Origin of the sequence: Nocardioides sp. SYSU D00038, from assembly GCF_016924665.1 — a bacterium.
Taxonomy (GTDB): Bacteria; Actinomycetota; Actinomycetes; order Propionibacteriales; family Nocardioidaceae; genus Nocardioides.
On record NZ_JAFFJT010000004.1, the window covers coordinates 76,164 to 98,545 of the forward strand.

A 22,382-nucleotide genomic window follows, 5' to 3' on the forward strand; every position below is an offset into this window, starting at 1 on the left:
GGCCGGTGATCGGTCAGGATGGGAGCCACACCCCAGACCGACCAGCCACCACAGAGGGAGCTCGCTGACATGAGCGACGACGGCCTGTCCATCTTCGACGAGGAGAAGCCCGGCCAGGCGGAGGCGCCGGGGCAGACCCAGCAGCGGACCCAGCAGCGGACCCAGCAGCGCACCCAGCAGGGGGAGCCGTCGAGCCCGGCCGACGCCGAGGAGACCCAGGTGATCCCGGCCCTCGACGAGGCCGCGGGCGAGGCGCCCGAGCAGTCGGCCGAGGCGGGCGCCGGCACCGACACCGTCGCGACCGAGGTGCCCGTGGTGCCGCCCGCCGCTCCCCCGAACCAGCCGAGCCCGCAGGGTCAGCAGGGTCAGCAGGGTCAGCCCGCGTTCCCGCGCAACGCCGCTCCCGCTGCCTCGGCCACGCCCCCGCCCATCCCGGCGCGTCCCGGCGAGGCGCTGCCCGTCGTACGCCGCAACGGCTACGACCGCGACGCCGTGGACGCCCGGCTCCGCCAGCTGCTCACCGACAAGGTCAACCTCGGCGCCAGCCTGAGCCAGTCCGAGGAGCGCGTGATCGAGCTCGAGCGCCAGCTCGAGCAGCTGCGCACCCAGATCTCGGAGCAGGAGGCGCCGTCGTACGCCGGCCTCGGCGGCCGGGCCAGCGCGATGCTGCGGCTGGCCGAGGAGGAGGCCGCCGAGGTGCGCGCGATCGCCCGGTCGGAGGCCCAGGAGATCCGCGACCAGGCGGTGCGCGATGCCGCCGCGATCAAGGCCGACGCCTCCCGCGAGGTCGAGGACCTGCGCAACGCCCAGGTCAAGGAGCTCGACGAGCGCCGCGCCCGGGTGATGGCCGACGCCGACCAGGAGCGCTCGCTGGCGCGTGCCGAGTCCGAGGACCTCATCGCCTCGGCCCGCCGCGAGGCCGAGCAGCTGCGGCTGGCGGCCACCCAGGAGGCCAACGAGCTGCGCACCGGCGCCCAGCGCGAGGCCGAGCAGGCCCGCGCCGCCGTCGACCGCGAGGTGCAGGAGGCCCGCCGGATGCTCGCGGTGGAGAAGGAGCGGCTGGCCCGCGAGGCCACCGACTTCCACGCCTCGGCCACGGCCGAGACCAAGAAGCTCGTCGAGGAGGCCGAGGCGCGGGCCACCGCCGCCGAGGACCGCGCCCGCGACACCATCGCCAAGGCGTCCGAGACCCGCTCGGCCGCGGCCACCGAGGCCGAGGGCATCCTCAGCCGTGCCCGCCGCGAGGCCGAGCAGGTGATCAGCGCCGCCGCCACCCAGGCCGAGGCGATCACCGCCAACAGCAACGCCGAGGTCGAGCGCGAGCGCGCCACCCTCCAGGCGGAGGTCGACCGGCTGGTCAAGCGCCGCGACGCCATCACCGCCCAGCTCGCCTCGCTGCGCGACGTCGTGGCCGGCTTCGGCGAGGACGACAAGGAGTGAGCGACCAGGGGGCGCCGGCCGGCGCCGCACCGGCGGCCGGCGGCCCGGAGGGCGCCCCCGGGCAGGCGTCCCGCAGCGCCGGGGCGAGGACCGCGGACGACGGCGGCTCCTACCTCGGCGAGCCCGGTCCCCCGCTCGACCACCGGGCGCCGTTCTACGTCGGGTTCGCCGGGGCGCTGGGGGCGCTGCTGGCGTACTGGGTGCTCACCCAGGTCCAGGCCATCGGCAGCTCGCTGGTCCTGATCATCGTCTCGCTGTTCCTCGCCGCCGGCCTGAACCCCGCGGTCGAGCTCATCGAGCGCCGCGGCGTGCGCCGCAGCCTCGCGGTGACGGTCGTGATCGTCGCCGCGATCGCGGCGATCGCGCTGTTCGTGGTGGCGATCGTGCCGGTGATCACCGACCAGGTCGCCAAGATCACCGACAACGCGCCGGGCTGGCTCGACCAGCTCCGGCAGAACGACCGGGTGCAGGAGCTCGACGACGAGTACCAGGTCATCGACAAGATCCGCGACTACGTCACCGACGGCGACTTCGTCTCGAGCCTGTTCGGCGGCGCCATCGGGATCGGCCTGGCGGTGCTGGGCGCCCTGTTCAACGCGTTCATCATCATCGTCCTGACGCTCTACTTCCTCTCCTCGCTGGAGAAGACCAAGACCGCGATGTTCCGGCTCGCCCCGGCCTCGCGGCGCGACCGGGTCACCCGGCTCGGCAACCGGATCCTCGACTCGATCGGCGCCTACGTCTCGGGCGCCTTCGTGGTCGCGCTGTGCGCCGGTATCACCTCACTGGTGTTCCTGTTCGTCGTCGGTCTGGGCGAGTACGCCGTGGCGCTGGCCTTCGTGGTCGCCGTCCTCGACGTGATCCCGATGATCGGCGCCACCATCGGCGCGGTCGTGGTCTGCGCGATCGGCTTCGCGGAGGACCCGAAGATCGGCATCGCGTGCGTGATCTTCTACGTCTTCTACCAGCAGTTCGAGAACTACGTCGTCTACCCGCGCGTGATGTCACGCTCGGTCGACGTACCCGGCGTGGTGACGGTGATCGCGGCCCTGATCGGCGCCAGCCTCCTCGGCGTCGTGGGCGCCCTGATGGCCATCCCCACCGCCGCCGCCATCCTGCTGATCGTGCGCGAGGTGTTCATCCGCCGCCAGGACGCCCGCTAGCAACCCCACCGGGATAGTCCCTGACGTTTTCGGGGTCCCCCGACCCGGTCGACCCCGGAAACGTCAGGGACTACCGCACAGCAGGCCCGCGATAGTCCCGGACGATGTGGTCGCCCACGGGCTCCGGAACCCGGCCACTTCGTCAGGGACTACCCCGCCCCGGGCGGGCCGACGTCAGGCGACGACGGGCTCGCGGTGCACGACGGTCCGCTCGCCGGCCTTCACGGCCACCACGCCCACCAGGATCAGCACGCCGCCGAGCAGCTGCACCGGGCGGGGCAGCTCGTCGAGCAGCACCCAGGCCCAGACCACGCCGGCCACGACCTCGGTGAGCGCCACGAACGACGCCAGCCGCGAGCCCAGGCGGCGGCCGGCGGCGATGCCGGTCACGTAGGCGATGGCGGCGGTGACCAGGCCCAGGACCACGAGCGGCAGCCACCACGCCACCTCCCGGCCGGCGTACGACGTGTCGGCGCGCGCCGCCTCCATCGGCAGCAGGCCGACCAGCCCCAGCAGCGCGAGCAGCACCGCGCCGACCACCAGGCCGCCGGTGGCCAGCACCAGCGGTGGCAGGCCGTTGGACTCGTCGGCCGAGATCACGAAGTAGGTCGCCGCGCCCACCATCGCCGCCAGCGCCCACAGCACGCCGATCGGGTCGAGGTCGGCGCCGGAGAGCAGGTCGAGCACCAGCACCAACCCGGCCACGGCGATCGCCGCGCCGATCAGGGTGACCCGGCCCGGACGCTGCCCGTGCCGCAGCCAGAGCCAGACCACGACCGCCGCGGGCGCGGTGTACTCGATCAGCAGGGCCGGGCCCACCTGCATCCGGGAGACGGCCGAGAAGTAGCAGAACTGCGCGCCGGCGACCGCCAGGCCGCCGTAGAGCACGACGGTGCCGGCGTGGCGGCGCAGCAGCGACCAGCGACCGCGGGCCGCGACCAGACCGAAGGGCAGCACCACCAGCGCCGCCAGCCCGATCCGCACCAGCACCACGGCGCCGGCGCTCCAGCCGGTGTCGAGCAGACCGCGGGCCAGCGCCCCGGAGAGGCCGAAGGTGCCGGCCGAGACCAGCGCGAGGACCAGTCCGGTGACGAGGCGTGAACCCGCCGCGACGTCGGGGGCGGCAGGGGTGTCATTGGTCACGGTGGTCATGACACATGACGCTACGGGGGATCCGGTAACCTGTCAACGTGGTTTTCGCTCATGACACCGACGTGTCCCTCCAGGCGGCCGTGGCCCTGGTCAACACCGCCGAGGAGCCCGAGACCCTCGAGTCGCTCGAGGAGCTCGACGCGTTCTTCGCGCGGTGGGAGTACACCGGCCGCCGCGACCACGACCCGGCCGAGCTCGACGAGGTCCGCGCGCTGCGGCCGCGGCTGCGCGAGCTGCTCACCAGCGACCGCGACCGCGCCGTCGAGCTGGTCAACCAGATGCTCGCCGAGACCCGGGCGGTCCCCCAGCTGGTGCGCCACGACCGGTGGGACTGGCACGTCCACGCCGTCCGCCCCGACGAGCCGTTCGCGAAGCGGATCCTGGTCGAGACCGCGATGGCGATGGTCGATGTGATCCGCGCCGACGAGCTCTCCCGGCTCGGCGTCTGCGCCGACGACACCTGCCAGGCCCTGGTGCTCGACCTCAGCCGCAACCGCTCGCGCCGGTTCTGCTCCACGACCTGCGGCAACCGCAACGCCGTCGCCGCCTACCGCGCCCGCCAGGCGGAGGGCTGAGCGCACAGGCCCGAGCGCGCAGGCCCGACCCCACCGTCGCTAGGCTTCCGCGGGTGCCCAGCGACCCCTCACGAGTCCAGCTCGACGCGGTGATGTGGCCCGACGGGCCCTGGCCCGACCTGCGCGAGGAGTGGCAGCACGCCGAGCGCATCGGCATCGGTCGCGGCTGGCTCTACGACCACCTGGTGCTCGGCGGCCGCCCGGTCTTCCACGACGCCTGGGTCACCCTGACCGCGGCGGCGGCCACCACCGCGCGGATCGGGCTCGGCACCATGGTGACCGCCCCGAACTTCCGGCACCCGGTCACCACCGCCAAGGCCGCGCTCACCCTCCACGACGTCGCCGGCGGCCGCTTCGTGCTCGGCCTCGGCGCGGGCGGCCCGGGCACCGACTCCGACGCCATCGCCGAGGTCGGCCTGCCCCGGGCCCGCCGCACGGCCCGGTTCCGCGAGTTCGTGACCATGACCGACCAGCTGCTCGGTGAGCCCCGGGTGCACGTCGAGGGCGAGTTCTTCACCGCCCGCGACGTCGACCTCGGCGGCGACCCCGGTCGCCGTCCCCCGCTGGCCGTCGCCGGCACCGGACGGGCCGGGATGGCGCTGGCCGCCCGGCACGCCGGGCTGTGGATCACCCAGGACGTCGCGCAGGACCCCCGCGTCTACGCCGGCACCCCGCACGCCGAGGTCGCCCGCCAGGTCGACCTGCTCGACGAGGCGTGCGCGGCCGCCGGACGCGATCCCGACGACCTCGACCGCCTGGTGGTGCTCGGCTACGGCGGCGAGCGACCGCTGGACTCGGTGGAGTCGCTCCGCGACTGCGTGGGCCGCTACGCCGCCCTCGGGTTCGGCACCGTCGCCGTGCTGTGGCCGCGCGGCGACGACGCGGCGAGCCGTCTGGCCGTGCTGGAGGCCGGCCTCGCTGACCGGCCCGGTGCCGGGCTCAGCCCAGGAAGCGCCGCAGCACCTCGGTGAAGACCTCCGGCTGCTCGGAGTGCACCCAGTGGCCGGCCCCCTTGATCGTGACCCGGCGGTGGAGGGGGAACCAGCGCCGCATCGCCTCGGCGTGCTCCTCGCGCACGTAGCCCGAGTTCTGCCCGGCCACCCACAGCACCGGGCCGTCGTACGGCGCCGCGCCGGCCAGCGCCTCCTCCGGCCAGCCACCGACCACGTCGAGGTCGCGGCCGAGCACCTCGAGGTTGGGCTGCCACGACCAGCCGGCGTCGTCGCGGCGCAGGTTCTGCAGCAGGAAGCTGCGCACGGTCGGGTCGGGCACCGCGTCGGCCATCGCCCCGTCGGCCTCGGACCGCCGCTCGAGCCGCTCGAGGTCGATCGCCTGCATCGCCGCGATGAACCCGGCGAACTCGCTGCGCGAGCGGTAGGCCACCGGTGCGACGTCGACGACGCAGAGCCGCTCGACCAGCTGCGGGTGGCGCAGCGCCAGCACCATCGCGGCCTTGCCGCCCATCGAGTGCCCGACCAGCCGCACGGGGTCGTCCTCGTCGAAGAGCCCGGCCAGCTCGTCGGCGACCTGGATGAAGTCGAAGGAGTCGTGCCAGGCCGACCGCCCGTGGTGGGGCATGTCGACCAGCAGCACCCGGTGGTCGGCGGCCAGCCCCCGGGCGATCGTCGTCCAGTTCTTGCCCTGCCCGAACAGACCGTGGCAGAACGCCAGCAGCGGCCCGCTCTCGCCGAGCAGCGTGGTGTGCAGGCCGGTCGACCGCTGCGGCACGCTCAGCACCACCGGCGCAGGCCGCCGGGCCTGAGGTCGAGGTCGCGCAGCACGACCGGCAGCCGGTCGCCCCACGCCGCGCACGTGCGCCGGAAGTCGCGGGCGCGGTACTCCACGACGATCACCCGGTCGCCGAAGGCATCGACGTAGGCGCCGCACTCGTCGTAGCGGCCGCACTGCTCGGAGACCGCGAAGTCGTAGCCGACGCGGGTGCCGTCGAGGCCGGCCAGGTTCTTCTGGCCCGCGGCCAGCCCGGCGCGGTGCGCCGCGCGGGTCAGCAGCCGGGCGAACCGGAGCGCCTGGTGCCGCTTCAGCAGCCCCCGGCTGCGCGTGAAGGAGTCGAGGTTGTCGAACTCCACGGCGTCGTAGCCGGCGCGGGCGCAGCCGGCCGTCCAGCGGCCGACGATCGCCGCGATCCGGCGCCGCTTCTCGCCGGTGCGCAGGTCGAGCAGCCACTCCCCCCACGCCTCGTCGACCACCGGCCGGCCGCGCCGGTCCTGGAGCACCAGGCCCCACCGCGCGCGCCAGAAGCGCTTCGCGTCCGGCTGGGTCTGGAAGCCGTTGACGTAGCAGATGTTGTAGCGACCCGGCACCGGGGCGGCGGTCCGGTCGCGCACCACGATGCCGACGTTCGCCGGCACCGTCGCCGGCCCGCCGAGCTGGTAGTCGACGTCGGTGGCCGAGGGTGGCGGCGTCACCGCCACCGCGGGCACCGCGGTGGCCAGCAGGCCGAGGAGCGCCGCCAGCACGGCGAGGGGGACGAGGCGGCGGGGCACCCCGGAACCGTAGCAACGCAGTGGTCCAGCCCACCGCGGCCGGGCGTGACCTCGCCGCGGGATGCTCGTTGAACGGTCACCACGAGATGAGACGCACCGGTTGCCTCCGACCCGTACATGGGGCGGGTACGGAGGCAACCGGTGCTCTTCATTTCGGGCACTCCCGTCCTAGCGCCCTGCCCCGACTCCTCCCTCGCGGCAGAATCGACCCATGCGGCTGACCTGCACCGGCACCCGCGAGCTCCGGTTCGCCGACGGCCGTCCGGTGCGGGCCGCCTCCGCGGTCGCGGCCTACGACGGTCGCTGGCTGGTGGCCCAGGACGACGCCACCCACGCCGCGCTGGTGCCCGACGACCCCGGCGACCCCGTCACCGCGCTGCGGCTGCTGCCGCCGGTCGACGGGCGGACGACGTTCTCGGAGGCCGAGGGCACCAAGCACCTCAAGCCCGACCTCGAGGCGGCGTGCACCCTCGGCGCCGACGTGCTGCTGCTCGGCTCGGGCTCGACGCCCGCCCGCACCCGCGGGGTGCTGCTGCGCGGCGACGGACGCACCGCCGTGACCGAGCTGGCGCCGACGTACGCCGCCGTGGCCGCCGCGCTCGACGTCGCGCCCGACCGGCTCAACCTCGAGGGCTGCTGCTCCCCCGCCGCGGGCGTGCTGCGCTGTTGGCAGCGCGGGCTGCCGGCGCTCGGCGTCCCGACCGCGAGTGTCGACCTCGACCTCACGACGCTGCTGGCGAAGTTCGCCGGCCATCCCGGCCCGGCGGCGGTCACCGGCGTGCGTCGCTACGACCTCGGCGGCGGGCTCGCCGTCACCGATGCTGTCTCACTGGCTCGCTGGGCAGGAGACGGCCTGGTGCTGGTCGCCGCGGCGGTCGAGGACGCGCCCGACGCCGTCGCCGACGGACCGGTCACCGCCACCGCCCTGGGCCTGCTCCGCGACGACGCCGTCCTCGCCGTCGAGCCGCTGCCGCTGGTGGGCGGTCGGGTCGCCAAGGTCGAGGGCCTGGCCGTGCGGTCGTGGGACAGCGACCGCGGCCGGCTGGTGGCGTGCGTCGACGCCGACGACCCGGCCGCACCGTCCCTGCTCCTCGAGCTGGAGGTGGACCTTCAGCGGGCGGAGTAGTCGCGGAAGCCGCGTCGGGTCTTGCGCCCGAGGTAGCCGGCCGTGACCAGGTGCTCGAGCAGCGGCGCCGGGGCGAAGCCCGGCTCGCGGAACTCGAGGTAGAGCTCGCGCTGGATCGCCAGCGAGACGTCGTTGCCGACCACGTCGAGCAGCTCGAAGGGCCCCATCGGCAGCGCGCAGCCCTGCTTCATCGCGGTGTCGATGTCGTCGGCCGTCGCGTAGTGGGCCTCGAGCATCTTCACGGCGTCGTTGAGGTAGGGGAACAGCAGCGCGTTGACGATGAAGCCGGCCCGGTCGGAGCAGCTCACCGCGACCTTGCCCACCGCGGAGCAGAGCGCCCGGGTGGTCTCGGTGACCTCCTCGGAGGTGGAGACGGTGGAGACGACCTCGACCAGCTTCATGATCGGCGCGGGGTTGAAGAAGTGCATGCCGACGACCTGCTCCGGCCGCTTGGTCGCCTGGGCGCAGGCGATGATCGGCAGCGAGGACGTGGTGGTGGCCAGGATCGCGCCGGGCTTGCAGATCTCGTCGAGGTTCTCGAAGAGCGTGGTCTTGATCGCGAGGTCCTCGGCGATGGCCTCGACCACGATGTCGACGTCGCGCAGGTCCTCGAGGCTGGTCGAGCCGGTCAGCCGCGCCAGCACCTCGGCCTTGGCCTCCTCCGTGGCCCGGCCGCGCTGGATCTGCTTGTCGAAGTTCTTGGTGATCGTCGCGACCACGCCGTCGACCTTGTCCTGGCTGCGCCCGACGTAGAGCACGTCGTAGCCGGCCTTGGCGAAGACCTCGACGATGCCACCGGCCATGGTGCCGGTGCCCACCACGCCGACCTGCTTGACGTCGTGGCGCAGCTGCGGCAGGTCGTCGGCCGACGGGGTGCGGTCGTCGGCGACGACCGTGGGGCTGTGCGGGGCCTCGTAGGTGTAGAAGCCGCGGCCGGTCTTGCGGCCGAGCAGCCCCGCGGTGACCATCTGCTTGAGGATCGGGGTCGGCGCGTGCAGGCGGTCGCGACCCTGGTCGTACATCGTCTCGAGCACCTCGTACGCCGTGTCGAGGCCGATCAGGTCGAGCAGCGCCAGCGGCCCCATCGGGTAGCCGCAGCCGAAGCGCATCGCGGCGTCGATGTCCTCGCGCGAGGCGTAGCGGCTCTCGAACATCGAGGCGGCGTGGTTGAGGTAGCCGAAGAGCAGCGAGTTGGCGATGAAGCCCGCCCGGTCGCCGCAGACCACCGGCGCCTTGCCGATCCGGGTGGCCAGCGCCTGCACGTCGGCGAGCACGTCGGGCTCGGTCACGACCGTGCGCACCACCTCGACCAGCTCCTGCACCGGCGCGGGGTTGAAGAAGTGCAGGCCGACGACGCGGCCGGGGCTCGCGGTGGCGGTCGACAGCTCGGTCACCGACAGCGACGAGGTGTTGGTGGCCAGGATGGTGCTCGGCGACACGATCGCGTCGAGGTCGCGGAACACGTCCTTCTTGGCCTCCAGCGACTCCCCGATCGCCTCGGCCACCAGGTCGGCCTCGGCGAGGTCCTTGAGCGAGGTGGTGAAGGTGACCCGCCCGAGCAGCTCCTCGCGCTCGGCCTCGGTGAGCTTGCCGCGCTGCACGGCGCGGGCGGTGGAGTCCTCCAGCTGCCGGCGACCGCGGGCGACGCCGTCGTCGTCGACCTCGACCCCCACGACCGTGAGGCCGTTGCGGGCGAAGACCTCGGCGATCCCGGCGCCCATCGTGCCGAGCCCGACCACGCCGATCGTCTCGAAGGTGCGGGTCGGTTCCTGGGGAGCAGCCGTCATGCCGGGCATGGTGTCACGGGTCACGCGGCAGGGTCACCGTGACTTAGTTCACTCGCCAGTAACATCGGCTCCTAGGTGCGCCGGAGCTCCGCTTGCATGACCACCCGGGGCCCGTGCCGGTCCAGCCCGAGCGCCGTCTCCTGCTCGCGCAGCCGCTGCTGGAACGGCTCGGGACGCTCCACCTCGGCGAACCCGAGGCCGGCGTAGAACGGGCCGTTCCACGGCAGGTCGCGGTAGGTGGTGAGGCTGATCCGGTCGAAGCCCGCCCAGCGGGCCTCCTCCATCGCCGCCCGCACCAGCGTGGTGCCGAGACCCTGCCGCATCGCGTCGGGGTGCACCGAGACCTGCTCGAGGTGGGCCCAGTCGTCGTGGAAGCGCACGTGCGCGAAGGCCACCGCCGGGTCGCCGGCCACCAGCAGGAAGCCCGGCTCGTCGACCCGGTGTCGACCGGGGGGCGCCGGGCTGGCGAGGGGGTCGCCGGTCAGGTCGCCGAGCACCGACTCGAAGAGCGGGACGCCGGCGTCCTCGATGGCGGCGAGGCCCACGAGGTCGGCCGCGCGGGCGTGACGGACGGCGTGCACGGAGACCACTGTAGATTCAGCGACCGTGAGACTCGTCGTCGCGCGCTGCCAGGTCGACTACGCCGGGCGGCTGACCGCCCACCTGCCGATGGCGAACCGGGTGCTGATGCTCAAGGCCGACGGCTCGGTGCTGATCCACTCCGACGGCGGCTCCTACAAGCCGCTGAACTGGATGTCGCCGCCGTGCAAGGTCCGCGAGGGCGTCAACGACGAGGGCCAGGTCGAGTGGGTCGTCACCGGCAAGGACGACGACACCCTGCGGATCCTCATCGAGGACATCCAGCACGACACCTCCCACGACCTCGGCGTCGACCCCGGCCTGCAGAAGGACGGAGTGGAGAAGCACCTCCAGGAGCTGCTCGCCGAGCACCCCGCCACCCTGGCCGAGGGCCTGACCCTGGTCCGCCGCGAGTACCCCACCCCCATCGGCCCGGTCGACCTGATGTGCCGCGACGCCGACGGCGCCTCCGTGGCCGTGGAGATCAAGCGCCGCGGCGAGATCGACGGGGTCGAGCAGCTCACCCGCTACCTCGAACTGCTCAACCGCGACCCGTTGCTGGCGCCGGTGCAGGGAGTCTTCGCCGCCCAGGCGATCAGACCGCAGGCGCGGGTGCTGGCCGAGGACCGCGGGATCCGCTGCGTGGTCGTCGACTACGACGCGCTGCGCGGCATGGACGACTCGACCGAGCGGCTGTTCTGATGCTGATCTACCACGTGGCGCTGGCCTCGGAGTGGGCCGAGGCGCAGCGCACCGGCAGCTACACGACGTCCACCCTCGGGGTGAGCCTCGAGGAGGAGGGGTTCGTGCACGCCAGCCGGGCCGACCAGTGGCGGGGGGTGCTGGAGCGCTTCTACGCCGACGTCACCGAGCCGCTGGTGCTGCTCGAGATCGACACCGACCTGCTCGCCAGCCCGGTCGTCGAGGAGCCGCCGGCCCCGGGCGTCGAGGAGACCTTCCCCCACGTCTACGGCCCGATCCAGCCCGACGCCGTGGTCGGGGTGCAGCCGCTCGCGCGGTGACCCTCAACCGCCGACGAGCGCCACGACCTCCTCGGCGCACCCCCACGACAGCGTGACCCCCGCGCCGCCGTGGCCGTAGCTGTGCACGACGTCGTCGACCCGCTCGACCCGCACCTCGGCCCGGCGCGGGCGCAGGCCGACCTTATGCGACAGCACCTCGGCACCGGCGAGCTCGGGCACCAGCCGGATCGCCCGCCGCAGCACGTCGCCGGCGATCTCGGGCGAGGGCGTGCGGCTCCACTCCCCCTCGACCTCGGTGCCGCCCACCACCACGTCGTGGCTCCGCGGCACGACGTACGTCGGCCCCTCGGCGTCGAGCGCCCAGCGCTCGATGCCCGTCTGCGCCACCCGCACGACCTGCCCGCGCACCGGCACGACGCCGAGGTCGCCGGCGAGGTGGCGGGCGCCGATGCCCGAGCAGTTGACGACCACGTCGGCGCCCGACGGGAGGGCCGACAGGTTCAGCCGGGTCACCGTGCCACCCAGGGCGAGCACCCGCTCGACCAGCCAGCCGAGGTAGACCGGCATCTCGACGACCGGGGCCGTGAAGGTCCACGCCCGCTCGTAGGGGCCCGTCAGCGCCGGCTCATCGACCAGGTCGGGCACGGCGTCGGCCCACCAGGGTCGGTCGCCGGCGGTGCGGCGCAGCTCGCTGCCGGGCCGCATCCGCACGCCGGCCGCGGGCTGCTCGTCCGCCAGCCGCGCGAACGCGGCGTACGACGTGCGCGACCAGGCCGTGACCCGGTCCTGCGGCAGCGCGAGGTAGGGGTACCAGAGCGCGGCGGCCACGGCGGAGGTCGTCTCGCCCGGCAGGTCGCGGGCGAGCACGTCGACCCGGTGCCCCGCCTCGAGCAGCCGGACCGCGCTGGTCAGTCCGACGACCCCGGCGCCGACGACGGTCACGCGGGCCATGGCGCGGTGGGTCAGGCGCCGGCGCCGGCCACCCGCGGGGCGGTCGGGTCGGACTCGTCGCCGCCGGCCTCGCGGGCGACGTACTCCTCGATGTCCTCGAGGTCGTCGGCGTTGCGCCGCACGACCGCGAGCAGGTCCGACATGGTCGCGATCTCCTCGACCTGCTCCTTGATGAACCACTGCATGAACTGCTCGGAGGCGAAGTCGTACTCCTCGCGGGCGATCCGCAGCAGGTCGTTGATCTGCTCGGTGACCCGCTTCTCCTGCGCCAGCGCGAGCTCGACGGGCGCGACCACGCCGTCGAAGGTCGAGATCGGAGCCTCGACGCCCGGGATGGTGACCGGTGCGTCGGTGTCGAGGAGGTACTGGACCATCATCATGGCGTGGTCACGCTCCTCGAGCGCCTGGCGGTAAAAGAACGCCGCCATCTGCGGCATCGTCTCGGCGTCGTAGTGCACCGCGCACGCGAGGTACTGGTTGTGGGCCGCCAGCTCGTTGCCGATCTGGACGTTCAGCTGCTGGACGAAGCGATCGGCGGGCATGAGGGGGCTCCTCGGTGTTCGGTGGTCAGGCGGCCTTCGCGAGCTTCTTCTTGGTGAACTTCTTGCCGTCCACCCGCACGAGCTTGCGCTTCTTGACCGTATACCCCTCGGGGAGGGTGCCCTCCTTCAGCATCCGCAGGGGGCAGCGACCGCACTTCGAGCGCGACTCGCAGCACTCCAGCTTGGGGAGCTTGCGCGTCCGGTCCTTGCCCTTGCCCACGACGCGAACGATATCAGTCAGGCAAGGCTTGCCTCAGTGACCTCGCTCACCGACCGGACTCGGACTCGTCGGCCAGCGGCCGCCACCCGTCGGCGTCGCGCTCCACGGCGAGGTACGCCGCGTGCGGGAGCGTCACGTCGGCAGCGCTGCGCCGGGGCCGGCCGCCGAGCTGGGGCACGGTCGAGAGGATCGCGCCGCCGTGGCTGACCACCAGCACCGCCTCGCCGGGGTGGGCGTCGGCGACCTCCTCGAGCACGCCGCCGACCCGGGCCACCCAGTCGGCCACCCGGCCGGCGCCGGGGATCGTAGCCTCGTCGTCGCCCTCGGCCCAGGCGCGCAGCACCGGCCCGATGGTCGAGGCCTCGTCGGCGTCGCTCCCGGCCAGGTCGCCCACGGCGTACTCGCGCAGGCCCTCGCGGACGACGACGTCGACCCCGAGCACGCCGGCGGCGATCTCGGCGGTCTGCACCGCGCGCGACAGCGGGCTGCACCACACCCGGGCGATCCGCTCGCCACGCAGCCGCTCACCGAGCTCGCGGGCCTGCTCTCGGCCGCGGGCGGTCAGGCTGCCGCCGTCGTCGGAGACCAGCTGCGTCTCGTACTCGGTCTCGCCGTGGCGCGCGACGTACAGGCGCGCCGGGCACTGGAGCGACGACATCGTCAGGACAGGCCGTTGGCCCGGCGGATCACGTCGACGATGCCGTCCATGATCTCGGTGAGGCCGAAGTCCTTGGGGGTGTAGACCCCGGCCACGCCCAGCTCGGTCAGCCGGCGTCCGTCGGAGTCGGGGATGATGCCGCCCACGACCACCGGGACGTCGTCGAGCCCGGCGGCGCGCAGCCCGTCGAGCACCGCGGGCACCAGCTCCATGTGCGAGCCGGACAGGATCGAGAGGCCGACGCAGTGCACGTCCTCGGCCACGGCGGCCGCGACGATCTGCTCGGGGGTGAGCCGGATGCCCTGGTAGACGACCTCGAAGCCGGCGTCGCGGGCCCGGACGGCGACCTGCTCGGCGCCGTTGGAGTGCCCGTCGAGGCCGGGCTTGCCGACCAGCAGCCGGAGCCGCCCGCCGAGCTCCTCGCCGGTCTGCTGCACGCGGGCGCGCACCGCGGCCAGCTCGGCCCCGGCCTCCGCGACGCCGACGGCACCGCTCACGCCGGTGGGCGCGCGGAACTCGCCGAACACCTCGCGCAGGGTGCCGGCCCACTCGCCCGTGGTCGCGCCCGCCCGGGCGGCGGCCAGGGTCGCGGCCATCAGGTTCTCCGACGTCTTCGCGGCGGCGGCCAGGGCGGCGAGCGCCTCGGCCACGCCGGCCTCGTCACGGCCGGCCTTCCAGGCCTCCACGCTCGCGACCGCGGCCTTCTCGGCCTCGGGGTCGGCGGTCTGGATCGCGGCGTCGAGGTCGGCGGTGAGCGGCGACGGCTCGGTGGTCTCGTAGACGTTGACGCCGACGACCTTCTCCTCGCCCGACTCGATCCGGGCCCGGCGGGCGGCGTGGGAGGAGACCAACGCCTCCTTCATGTAGCCCGACTCCACCGCGGCGATCGCGCCGCCCATCGCCTGCACCCGGTCGATCTCCGCGCGGGCGCCCTCAACCAGCTCGGCGACCTTGGCCTCGATGACGTGGGAGCCGTCGAAGATGTCGTCGTACTCCAGCAGGTCGGACTCGAAGGCCAGCACCTGCTGGAGGCGCAGCGACCACTGCTGGTCCCACGGCCGCGGCAGGCCGAGCGCCTCGTTCCAGGCCGGCAGCTGGAGCGCCCTGGCCCGGGCGTTCTTCGAGAGGGTCACGCCCAGCATCTCCAGCACGATGCGCTGCACGTTGTTCTCGGGCTGCGCCTCGGTCAGGCCGAGCGAGTTGACCTGCACGCCGTAGCGGAACCGCCGCATCTTGGGGTCCTGAACGCCGTAGCGGTCGCGGGTGATCTCGTCCCACAGCTGCACGAACGCCCGCATCTTGCAGGTCTCCTCGACGAACCGCACGCCGGCGTTGACGAAGAACGAGATCCGGCCGACCACCTTCTCGAAGTCGGCCTCGTCGACCTGGCCCGACGTCTGCACCTGGTCGAGCACGGCGATCGCGGTGCACAGCGCGTAGGCCAGCTCCTGCGTGGGCGTCGCCCCGGCCTCCTGCAGGTGGTAGCTGCAGATGTTGATCGGGTTCCACTTCGGGATCTGGTGGACGGTGTAGGCGATCATGTCGCTGATCAGCCGCAGCGAGTGCTCGGGCGGGAACACGTAGGTGCCCCGCGAGAGGTACTCCTTGATGATGTCGTTCTGGGTGGTGCCGGCCAGCTGGGCGGCGACCTCCTCCGGCGACAGCTCGGGGTTCTGCTCCTCGGCGACCACCTGGTACATCGCCAGCAGCCACATCGCGGTGGCGTTGATCGTCATCGACGTGTTCATGTCGGTGAGCGGGATGTCGGCGAACAGCTTGCGCATCTCGCCGAGGTGCGGCACCGGGACGCCGACCTTGCCGACCTCGCCGCGGGCCAGCGGGGAGTCGGGGTCGTAGCCGGTCTGCGTCGGCAGGTCGAACGCGACCGAGAGGCCGGTCTGCCCCTTGGCGAGGTTGCCGCGGTAGAGCGCGTTGGACGCCTCGGCCGTCGAGTGGCCGGCGTAGGTGCGCATCACCCAGGGGCGATCCTTCTGCGGACGCTCGTTCTCGGTCATGGTCCGAGGGTAGGACGTCGGCTACTGCTTGGTAACAGCTCGGCGTGTGGCCTATCCGACACCGCGACGCCCGCTCGTTGGGTCAGGCGGAGGCGGCGGCGCGCTCGACCTCGACCACCCGGATCAGCCGGGAGAGGTGGAGCAGGCGACGCACGGCGGGACCGCAGCCGCGCAGCGTCACGTGGTTGCCGCGTCGACCGGCCTGCCGCGAGGCGGCGGCGAGCACCTTGAGGGCGGTGAGGTCGATGGTGTCGACGCCGGTCAGGTCGACGACGACCTCGGTGTCGGAGCCGGACAGCAGCTCGTGGAGGGCGGTGCGGACCTCCCAGGTGCTGCGGACGTCGAAGTCCCCGCTCAGCACCAGGGTCGCCCCGTCTCGCACGATGTCCATCTGCTCCCGCTCTCCCGCTCCGCCGTCGTAGTCGTTCTTTACCCACATAGACGCGCGGGATGCCCCGGAGGTTGCTCGGCGGCCCGCGGAACTTTCCGCGACCCCGGACCGGGGGCCGAGCCGGACCGGGCTGGGCCGGGGCTACCCTCGGCCCATGGTCAACCTGACGAGGATCTACACGCGCACCGGCGACGGCGGCACCACCCGGCTCGGCGACATGAGCGAGACCTCCAAGAACGACCTGCGCCTGCATGCCTACGCCGACGTCGACGAGGCGAACGCCCAGCTGGGGCTCGCGATCGCGACCGGCGGGCTCGACGACGACGTCGTCGCGGTGCTCACCCACGTGCAGAACGACCTCTTCGACGTGGGCGCCGACTTCTGCACACCGGTCGTGCCCGACCCCGAGTACCCGCCGCTGCGCATCGAGCAGTCCTACGTCGACCGGCTCGAGGGCTGGTGCGACCACTACAACGCCGACCTCGGGGCGCTGCGGTCGTTCATCCTCAACGGCGGCACGCCGGGTGCGGCACACCTGCACGTGTGCCGCACCGTGGTCCGGCGGGCCGAGCGCTCCGCCTGGGCGGCGCACGAGGTGCACGGCGACACCATGAACCGGCTGGCGATCACCTACCTCAACCGGCTCAGCGACCTGGTGTTCATCCTGGCTCGCCACGCCAACCGCGAGCGCGGCGACGTGCTGTGGGTGCCGGGTGGCGAGCGGGGCCGGCAGGCCTGACCCCGCTCGCCTCCCGGGTCAGCTGGTGCTGCCCAGGGCGACCGCGGTCCAGGTTCCGGTCGACACCGAGGTGCCGACGTTGAGGAGGCCGAGGGGGCAGTCGTCCCGGACGCCCACGGTGTGGGTCCCCTTGGCCACGTTGACGGTCGCCACCGACGAGAAGGGCACCGGATCGCCACCCGGCACCGGGAGCCCGACGCCCGTGCCGGGCACCGGCTTGCCGTCGAGGTACATGCCGGTGAACGCGAACCCGACGGTGCAGCTGCGGTTCCGGTCGGGCGCCGACAGCTCGAGCAGCACCGGCCCGCTGCGAGGAACCGTGAACGTGTACGTCAGGGCCAACGTCCCGTCGGGGTCGGCGACCGGGTCGTCGCCGTTGCGCACCAGCGCATCGCCCCAGGCGGCCTTGGGCAGCTGGTCGGCCCGCAGGTCCGAGGCGAGCAGGGTGCCGTCCTTGACCTTCGTGGAGTTGACCGCGTTCTTCTTCAGCTTGGCCGAGGTGACGGCGTTCTTCTTGATCTGCTTGGTCCCGACCGAGTTCTTCGGCAGGTTCACCGCGGCGTAGGAGGTGCCGCCGAGGGCGACGAACAGGGCGAGGTACGCGACCGCGTTGCGGCGCAGGTGTCGGAGGATCATGGCCGAGATTCCCACGCCGGCCCCACCGGGGCAAGCACCTCCGCGGCAGCGGCGGAGCCGGGTCAGCCCGAGGTCAGGAGCAGCAGCCCGACGACGAGCACCAGACCCACGCCGAGCAGCCCGATGCCCACCACGCGGTACGCCGCCGCCCGGCGCGGGAGCGGCTCCTCGCCGCGGAGGACCTCGGCGTCGGGACGCGGGTCGACGAGCACGTCGACGACCTGGCCGGTGCGTCGGAGCCGCTCGTCGATGGCGGCCGCGACCCGGGCCGAGGGCGCGCGGCCGCCGTCGTCGCGCGGGTCGAGCCGACGGCCGGCGACGGCGGTCAGGGCCCCGGTGAGGGCGACGAGCAGGGCGAGAAGACCGAGAGCCACGAGCATGCCACCACCGTGCCAGACCGATCCAAATGACCCGACCGCCCAGCAGGTGCGAATCGCCAGTCAGGCTTGACGATTCGCGGCCTCGACCCGCGGCGGTCGCGCGGCCAGCACGGTGACCGCGGCCGGCACCATCAGCGCCGCTACGGCCAGGAGCGACTCCAGGGTCCCCACGCGATCGCCCAGCGCACCGAGGAGTGGCGGTCCGGCGAGGAACGCCGCGTAGCCGATCGTCGCGACCACGCTCACCCGGGCGGCGGCCCGCGCGGGGTCGTCGGCGGCCGCGCTCATGCCGACCGGGAAGCCGAGCGACCCGCCCAGCCCCCACAGCAGCACGCCGAGGCCGGCGAGCGCCGGGTGGCCGCCCCAGACCAGGAGCAGGATGCCCGCGGTCGCCAGCGCGGCGCAGGCCCAGAGCACGGCGGCGCGGCCGTGCCGGTCGAGCACGGCCGGTCCGACCACCCGGCCCAGCGTCATGGCGGTGACGAAGCCGGCGAAGGCCAGCACGCCGGCCCAGTGCGGGGCGTCGTAGCCGTCGATCACCGCGAGCGTCAGCCAGTCGTTGGCCGAGCCCTCCACGACGGCAAAGGCCAGCACCATCACCCCGACCGCCAGCACCCGCGGCTCGCGCCAGGCCGAGCGGGCCGGAGCGGCCGGCGTCTGCGGCTCCGGGGCGGGCGGTAGGAACGCCCGGGCGCCGGGCAGCCCGACCACCAGCGCCAGGACGACGACGCCCGCGAGGTGGACCGTCATCGGCAGGTCGACCGCCGCCACCGGCACCCCGATGCCGGCGCCCGCGATGGTGCCCACGCTGAACGCGGCGTGGAACCGCGGCATGATCGTGTGGCCGAGCCGGCGCTCCACCTCGGCGCCCTCGACGTTCATCGCGACGTCCCACACACCGATGCCGATGCCGTAGCCGAAGAGCCCGGGCGCGGCCACGGCGACCAGCCCCAGCGGCCCCGCGCCGACGGCCGCGACCACCAGGCCCGCGGCCGCGAACAGGATGCCGGCCCGGGCGACGACCGGCGTGCTCCACCGCTCGATCAGCCGGCCGGTGGTGGGCAGCGCCAGCAGCGAGCCGGCCGCGATCGCCAGCAGCAGCAGGCCGAGCCGCCGGTTGTCGAGGTCGAGCCCGTGCCGCAGGTCGGGGATGCGCACGGCGAGACTCGAGAAGAGCAGCCCGTTGAGCGCGAAGGTCACGAATACGGCCGTCCGCGCACCGGCGACCGTGGGGGTGGGGCGGGTCACCGCCGGTGACCGCCCAGGCCCCGGGACCAGTCGGTGCCGGGAGGGCGCGACTCGAGCCAGGCCTGGAACCCCGTCAGCGACTGCGAGCTCATCGCGAGGTCGACCGGTCCGTCCGCCGACCGGCACTCGATCACGAGGTGGTCGGGGTAGAGCGCCAGGAGCTCGGGCCCCTCCGGGTCACGCCGGCCCTCGTAGCTGAGGGTGGAGCGCACCCAGGTGCGCTTCGGGCGTGGGGACAGCGAGTAGATGCGGAACCACTCCAGCCGCTCCCCGGAGTAGCGCCCCACCCCGAGAAGCCAACCGCGTCCGGCCCTCTCGGACCGGACGCGGTGGCTGAGCTCGAACGTGCCGCCGTTGCGGGCGATCACCCGCCGGCGGACGACCAGGGCGACGCCGGCCAGGACGACGAGGACCAGGAGCGCGCCTGCTGCGTCGAGCAGCCACTCCCACCACGGCATCCCCGGCACCCTCTCCCCTCTCGGTGCGGTCACCCTAGCGGGCGACCGCGCCGAGCCGGGAACCGGGTCAGCCGGCCTTCTCGACCGCCCGGATCCGGGCCTCGGCGCTGCGGACGGCGGCTGCGGACTCCTCCGGGTCCTCGATGGCGCTGGCGGCCTCGAGGTCCTGGCGAGCCGCGGTCACGTCGATCTCCTCGGCGAGCACGGCCCGCTCGGAGAGGATCGACACCCGGTCGTTGGCGACGGAGATGAAGCCGCCCTCGACCGCCGCGACCACGCCGCCGCTCTCGGGCTCGGTGATCTCGACCGTGGCCTGCGTCAGCAGCGAGAGCATCGGCGCGTGCCCACGCAGCACGCCGACGTCGCCGTCGACCGTCCTCGCGATGACCATGGTGGCCTCGCCCGACCAGACCGTGCGGTCGGCCGCGACGAGCTCCACCTGCAGGAAGTCGGCCATGTCAGAGGTTCTTCTGGATCTCGGCCCACTTGGCCTCGACGTCGTCGAGACCGCCGCACATGAAGAACGCCTGCTCGGCGACGTGGTCGTAGTCACCGTCGGCGATCTTGTTGAACGCCTCGATGGTGTCGGCCACGGGCACCGTGGAGCCCTCGATGCCGGTGAACTGCTTGGCCACGTAGGTGTTCTGCGACAGGAACCGCTGGATGCGACGGGCCCGGGAGACGATGATCTTGTCCTCCTCGGAGAGCTCGTCGACACCGAGGATCGCGATGATGTCCTGGAGCTCCTTGTTGCGCTGCAGGATCTGCTTGATGCGGATCGCGCAGTCGTAGTGGGCCTGCCCGATGTACTGGGCGTCCAGGATCCGCGAGGTCGACGTCAGCGGGTCCACCGCGGGGTAGATGCCGAGCGAGGCGATCTCGCGCGAGAGCTCGGTGGTCGCGTCGAGGTGGGCGAACGTCGTGGCCGGCGCCGGGTCGGTGTAGTCGTCGGCGGGCACGTAGATCGCCTGCATCGAGGTGATCGAGTTGCCTCGCGTCGAGGTGATCCGCTCCTGGAGCTGACCCATCTCGTCGGCCAGGTTGGGCTGGTAGCCCACGGCGGAGGGCATCCGGCCCAGCAGGGTCGACACCTCCGAGCCGGCCTGGGTGAACCGGAAGATGTTGTCGATGAACAGCAGCACGTCCTGGTTCTGGACGTCGCGGAAGTACTCGGCCATCGTCAGCGCGGACAGCGCGACGCGCAGCCGGGTGCCCGGCGGCTCGTCCATCTGGCCGAAGACGAGAGCGGTCTGGCCGATGACGCCGGCCTCGGTCATCTCCTCGATGAGGTCGTTGCCCTCACGGGTGCGCTCGCCGACGCCGGCGAACACCGACACACCGCCGTGGTCCTTGGCGACGCGGGCGATCATCTCCTGGATGAGCACGGTCTTGCCGACGCCGGCACCGCCGAACAGGCCGATCTTGCCGCCGTTGACGTAGGGCGTCAGCAGGTCGATGACCTTGATGCCGGTCTCGAACATCGTGGTCTTCGACTCGAGCTGGTCGAAGGCCGGGGCCTTGCGGTGGATGCCCCACCGCTCGGTGACCTCGTAGGTCTCGCCCTCCTCGAGGTTCAGCACGTCACCGGTCGCGTTGAACACGTGACCCTTGGTGATGTCGCCGACGGGCACCGTGATCGGGCCGCCCGTGTCGGTGACGACGGCGCCGCGGACCAGGCCGTCGGTCGACTTCATCGAGATGGCGCGAACCATCCCGTCGCCGATGTGCAGCGCGACCTCCAGCACCAGGGTGCGGGTCTCGCCCTCGAGCTCGAGGTCGACCTCCAGCTTGTTGTACATCTCGGGCATCGCGTCCACCGGGAACTCGACGTCCACGACGGGGCCGGTCACGCGCGCGACACGGCCGGTCGCACCGGCGGCGGTGTCCTTGGTCTCTTCAACAGTCGCAGTCATGTCTCTCACTCACTCCCGGCGTTGGCGTCGGCCAGCGCGTTGACGCCACCGACGATCTCGCTGATTTCCTGGGTAATGCCGGCCTGGCGGGCCTGGTTGGCGATGCGGGTGTACTTCTTGATCAGCTCGTCGGCGTTGTCCGTGGCGGACTTCATCGCCTTCTGGCGGGCGGCGAGCTCGGAGGCGGCCGCCTGCAGCAGGGCGAAGAAGATCCGGCTCTGGACGTACTGCGGCAGCAGGCCGTCGAGCACCGCCTCCGGTGACGGCTCGAACTCGTAGAGCGGGAGCACGTCCGACCCGGACGGCGCCTCCTCGCCCTCGATCACCTCGAGCGGCAGCAGCCGCACCGCGGTGGGCTCCTGCACCAGCATCGAGCGGAACCGGGTGTAGACGACGTGGACCTCGTCCACGTCCCCCTCCTCCCCCTGCTCCTTGAGGAAGGACTCGATCAGCGCGGCGCCGATCTCGGCGGCCACGTCGTAGGACGGCTGGTCGGAGAAGCCGGTCCACGCGCGGACGACGGGGCGGTTGCGGAACTTGAAGTACGCCTCGCCCTTGCGGCCGCTGATGTAGAGGTCGACCTCCTTGCCCTCGTCGCGCAGTCGCTCGACGAGGCGCTCGGCCTCCTTGAGCACGCTCGAGGAGTAGGCCCCGGCCAGGCCGCGGTCGCTCGTCACGATGAGCACCGCCGCCCGCTTGGGGTCCTCCTCCTCCTTGGTGAGGGGGTGGTCGACGTTCGAGAACGTCGCCACCGCGGAGACGGCCCGGGTCAGCTCACGGGCGTACGGCGCTGCCGCCTGGGCCCGCTGCTGCGCCTTGATGATGCGCGACGCAGCAATGAGCTCCATGGCGCGCGTGATCTTCTTCATCGACTCCGTCGACCTGATCCGCGCGCGGTACTCACGCAGCGATACGGCCATCG

Annotated in this window: 26 protein-coding genes; 8 read left to right on the forward strand and 18 right to left on the reverse strand. The window is 73.0% G+C overall.

Annotation, left to right across the window (positions count from 1 at the left end; translation table 11 throughout):
• Nucleotides 1-69 precede the first annotated feature (69 nt).
• Together JT721_RS00685 and JT721_RS00690 are read left to right on the forward strand one after the other, a co-directional pair.
• Nucleotides 70-1,440: a hypothetical protein gene (locus JT721_RS00685; RefSeq protein WP_205470964.1), complete on the forward strand. Its 1,371-nt coding sequence runs from the start codon at nucleotides 70-72 to the stop codon at nucleotides 1,438-1,440.
• A complete protein-coding gene (locus JT721_RS00690) occupies nucleotides 1,437-2,603 on the forward strand; it encodes an AI-2E family transporter (protein ID WP_307827753.1) in 1,167 nt (388 codons plus the stop codon). Before JT721_RS00685 ends, JT721_RS00690 begins: the two co-directional genes overlap by 4 nt.
• 174 nt (nucleotides 2,604-2,777) lie before the next feature.
• Here JT721_RS00690 and JT721_RS00695 read toward each other — a convergent pair whose 3' ends face one another.
• Nucleotides 2,778-3,755, reverse strand: a complete 978-nt coding sequence (locus JT721_RS00695; RefSeq protein WP_205470965.1) for a DMT family transporter — start codon at nucleotides 3,753-3,755, stop codon at nucleotides 2,778-2,780.
• A 38-nt stretch (nucleotides 3,756-3,793) separates the two neighbouring features.
• Between JT721_RS00695 and JT721_RS00700 the strand changes: the two genes are divergently transcribed.
• Nucleotides 3,794-4,330, forward strand: a complete 537-nt coding sequence (locus JT721_RS00700) for a CGNR zinc finger domain-containing protein (RefSeq protein ID WP_205470966.1) — start codon at nucleotides 3,794-3,796, stop codon at nucleotides 4,328-4,330.
• Nucleotides 4,331-4,383: 53 nt separating this feature from the next.
• Nucleotides 4,384-5,301: an LLM class flavin-dependent oxidoreductase gene (locus JT721_RS00705; RefSeq protein WP_205470967.1), complete on the forward strand. Its 918-nt coding sequence runs from the start codon at nucleotides 4,384-4,386 to the stop codon at nucleotides 5,299-5,301.
• On the opposite strand, the gene JT721_RS00710 is transcribed toward JT721_RS00705, so the two are convergent.
• Together JT721_RS00710 and JT721_RS00715 are read right to left on the reverse strand one after the other, a co-directional pair.
• Entirely contained in the window at nucleotides 5,270-6,058 is a 789-nt protein-coding gene (locus JT721_RS00710; protein WP_307827755.1) for an alpha/beta fold hydrolase, read from the reverse strand. The two genes, JT721_RS00705 and JT721_RS00710, sit on opposite strands and share 32 nt — an antisense overlap.
• A 2-nt stretch (nucleotides 6,059-6,060) precedes the next feature.
• Nucleotides 6,061-6,834, reverse strand: a complete 774-nt coding sequence (locus JT721_RS00715; protein ID WP_205470969.1) for an endo alpha-1,4 polygalactosaminidase — start codon at nucleotides 6,832-6,834, stop codon at nucleotides 6,061-6,063.
• A gap of 211 nt (nucleotides 6,835-7,045) precedes the next feature.
• Here JT721_RS00715 and JT721_RS00720 point away from each other — a divergent pair, with 211 nt between their 5' ends.
• Complete coding sequence (locus tag JT721_RS00720) at nucleotides 7,046-7,960, forward strand: hypothetical protein (RefSeq protein ID WP_205470970.1); 915 nt, start codon at nucleotides 7,046-7,048, stop codon at nucleotides 7,958-7,960.
• On the opposite strand, the gene JT721_RS00725 is transcribed toward JT721_RS00720, so the two are convergent.
• Complete coding sequence (locus JT721_RS00725) at nucleotides 7,945-9,747, reverse strand: 3-hydroxyacyl-CoA dehydrogenase family protein (RefSeq protein WP_205470971.1); 1,803 nt, start codon at nucleotides 9,745-9,747, stop codon at nucleotides 7,945-7,947. The genes JT721_RS00720 and JT721_RS00725 overlap by 16 nt on opposite strands.
• A gap of 71 nt (nucleotides 9,748-9,818) precedes the next feature.
• Complete coding sequence (locus JT721_RS00730; RefSeq protein WP_205470972.1) at nucleotides 9,819-10,328, reverse strand: GNAT family N-acetyltransferase; 510 nt, start codon at nucleotides 10,326-10,328, stop codon at nucleotides 9,819-9,821.
• Between the two features lie 25 nt (nucleotides 10,329-10,353).
• Here JT721_RS00730 and nucS point away from each other — a divergent pair, with 25 nt between their 5' ends.
• Together nucS and JT721_RS00740 are read left to right on the forward strand one after the other, a co-directional pair.
• Nucleotides 10,354-11,028 carry an endonuclease NucS gene (gene nucS / locus JT721_RS00735; RefSeq protein WP_205470973.1) on the forward strand — a complete coding sequence of 225 codons (675 nt, stop codon included), beginning with the start codon at nucleotides 10,354-10,356 and terminating at the stop codon, nucleotides 11,026-11,028.
• Entirely contained in the window at nucleotides 11,028-11,348 is a 321-nt protein-coding gene (locus tag JT721_RS00740; RefSeq protein WP_240339874.1) for a DUF952 domain-containing protein, read from the forward strand. The genes nucS and JT721_RS00740 overlap by 1 nt, the downstream gene beginning before the upstream one ends.
• Before the next feature lie 3 nt (nucleotides 11,349-11,351).
• Here the strand turns inward: JT721_RS00740 and JT721_RS00745 are convergent, their stop codons facing one another.
• The 6 genes from JT721_RS00745 to JT721_RS00770 all read right to left on the reverse strand — a co-directional run bounded on the left by JT721_RS00745 (nucleotide 11,352) and on the right by JT721_RS00770 (nucleotide 16,086).
• Nucleotides 11,352-12,260: an FAD-dependent oxidoreductase gene (locus tag JT721_RS00745; RefSeq protein ID WP_205470974.1), complete on the reverse strand. Its 909-nt coding sequence runs from the start codon at nucleotides 12,258-12,260 to the stop codon at nucleotides 11,352-11,354.
• Nucleotides 12,261-12,271: 11 nt separating this feature from the next.
• Nucleotides 12,272-12,802: a ferritin gene (locus JT721_RS00750; protein WP_205470975.1), complete on the reverse strand. Its 531-nt coding sequence runs from the start codon at nucleotides 12,800-12,802 to the stop codon at nucleotides 12,272-12,274.
• Between the two features lie 25 nt (nucleotides 12,803-12,827).
• Nucleotides 12,828-13,022: a hypothetical protein gene (locus tag JT721_RS00755; RefSeq protein ID WP_205470976.1), complete on the reverse strand. Its 195-nt coding sequence runs from the start codon at nucleotides 13,020-13,022 to the stop codon at nucleotides 12,828-12,830.
• Nucleotides 13,023-13,068: 46 nt separating this feature from the next.
• Entirely contained in the window at nucleotides 13,069-13,680 is a 612-nt protein-coding gene (locus JT721_RS00760) for a histidine phosphatase family protein (protein WP_205470977.1), read from the reverse strand.
• 2 nt (nucleotides 13,681-13,682) lie between these two features.
• Nucleotides 13,683-15,695: a protein meaA gene (locus JT721_RS00765; RefSeq protein WP_205470978.1), complete on the reverse strand. Its 2,013-nt coding sequence runs from the start codon at nucleotides 15,693-15,695 to the stop codon at nucleotides 13,683-13,685.
• 82 nt (nucleotides 15,696-15,777) lie between these two features.
• A complete protein-coding gene (locus JT721_RS00770; RefSeq protein ID WP_205470979.1) occupies nucleotides 15,778-16,086 on the reverse strand; it encodes an STAS domain-containing protein in 309 nt (102 codons plus the stop codon).
• 154 nt (nucleotides 16,087-16,240) lie between these two features.
• Here JT721_RS00770 and JT721_RS00775 point away from each other — a divergent pair, with 154 nt between their 5' ends.
• Nucleotides 16,241-16,825 (forward strand): cob(I)yrinic acid a,c-diamide adenosyltransferase, encoded by a 585-nt coding sequence (locus tag JT721_RS00775; protein WP_205470980.1) that lies wholly within the window; start codon nucleotides 16,241-16,243, stop codon nucleotides 16,823-16,825.
• Nucleotides 16,826-16,843: 18 nt separating this feature from the next.
• Here JT721_RS00775 and JT721_RS00780 read toward each other — a convergent pair whose 3' ends face one another.
• The 7 genes from JT721_RS00780 to JT721_RS00810 form a co-directional block, all read right to left on the reverse strand.
• Nucleotides 16,844-17,461 (reverse strand): hypothetical protein, encoded by a 618-nt coding sequence (locus JT721_RS00780; protein ID WP_205470981.1) that lies wholly within the window; start codon nucleotides 17,459-17,461, stop codon nucleotides 16,844-16,846.
• Between the two features lie 62 nt (nucleotides 17,462-17,523).
• Complete coding sequence (locus JT721_RS00785) at nucleotides 17,524-17,841, reverse strand: hypothetical protein (protein ID WP_205470982.1); 318 nt, start codon at nucleotides 17,839-17,841, stop codon at nucleotides 17,524-17,526.
• Nucleotides 17,842-17,901: 60 nt separating this feature from the next.
• Complete coding sequence (locus tag JT721_RS00790) at nucleotides 17,902-19,041, reverse strand: MFS transporter (RefSeq protein ID WP_307827761.1); 1,140 nt, start codon at nucleotides 19,039-19,041, stop codon at nucleotides 17,902-17,904.
• 44 nt (nucleotides 19,042-19,085) lie between these two features.
• Nucleotides 19,086-19,547 (reverse strand): DUF2550 domain-containing protein, encoded by a 462-nt coding sequence (locus tag JT721_RS00795; protein ID WP_205470984.1) that lies wholly within the window; start codon nucleotides 19,545-19,547, stop codon nucleotides 19,086-19,088.
• A 67-nt stretch (nucleotides 19,548-19,614) separates the two neighbouring features.
• On the reverse strand, nucleotides 19,615-20,004 hold the full coding sequence (locus tag JT721_RS00800; protein ID WP_205470985.1) for a F0F1 ATP synthase subunit epsilon: 390 nt from the start codon (nucleotides 20,002-20,004) through the stop codon (nucleotides 19,615-19,617).
• A 1-nt stretch (nucleotide 20,005) separates the two neighbouring features.
• Entirely contained in the window at nucleotides 20,006-21,460 is a 1,455-nt protein-coding gene (atpD, locus tag JT721_RS00805) for a F0F1 ATP synthase subunit beta (RefSeq protein ID WP_205470986.1), read from the reverse strand.
• 5 nt (nucleotides 21,461-21,465) lie between these two features.
• Nucleotides 21,466-22,380 carry a F0F1 ATP synthase subunit gamma gene (locus tag JT721_RS00810; RefSeq protein WP_205470987.1) on the reverse strand — a complete coding sequence of 305 codons (915 nt, stop codon included), beginning with the start codon at nucleotides 22,378-22,380 and terminating at the stop codon, nucleotides 21,466-21,468.
• Between the last annotated feature and the right edge of the window lie 2 nt (nucleotides 22,381-22,382).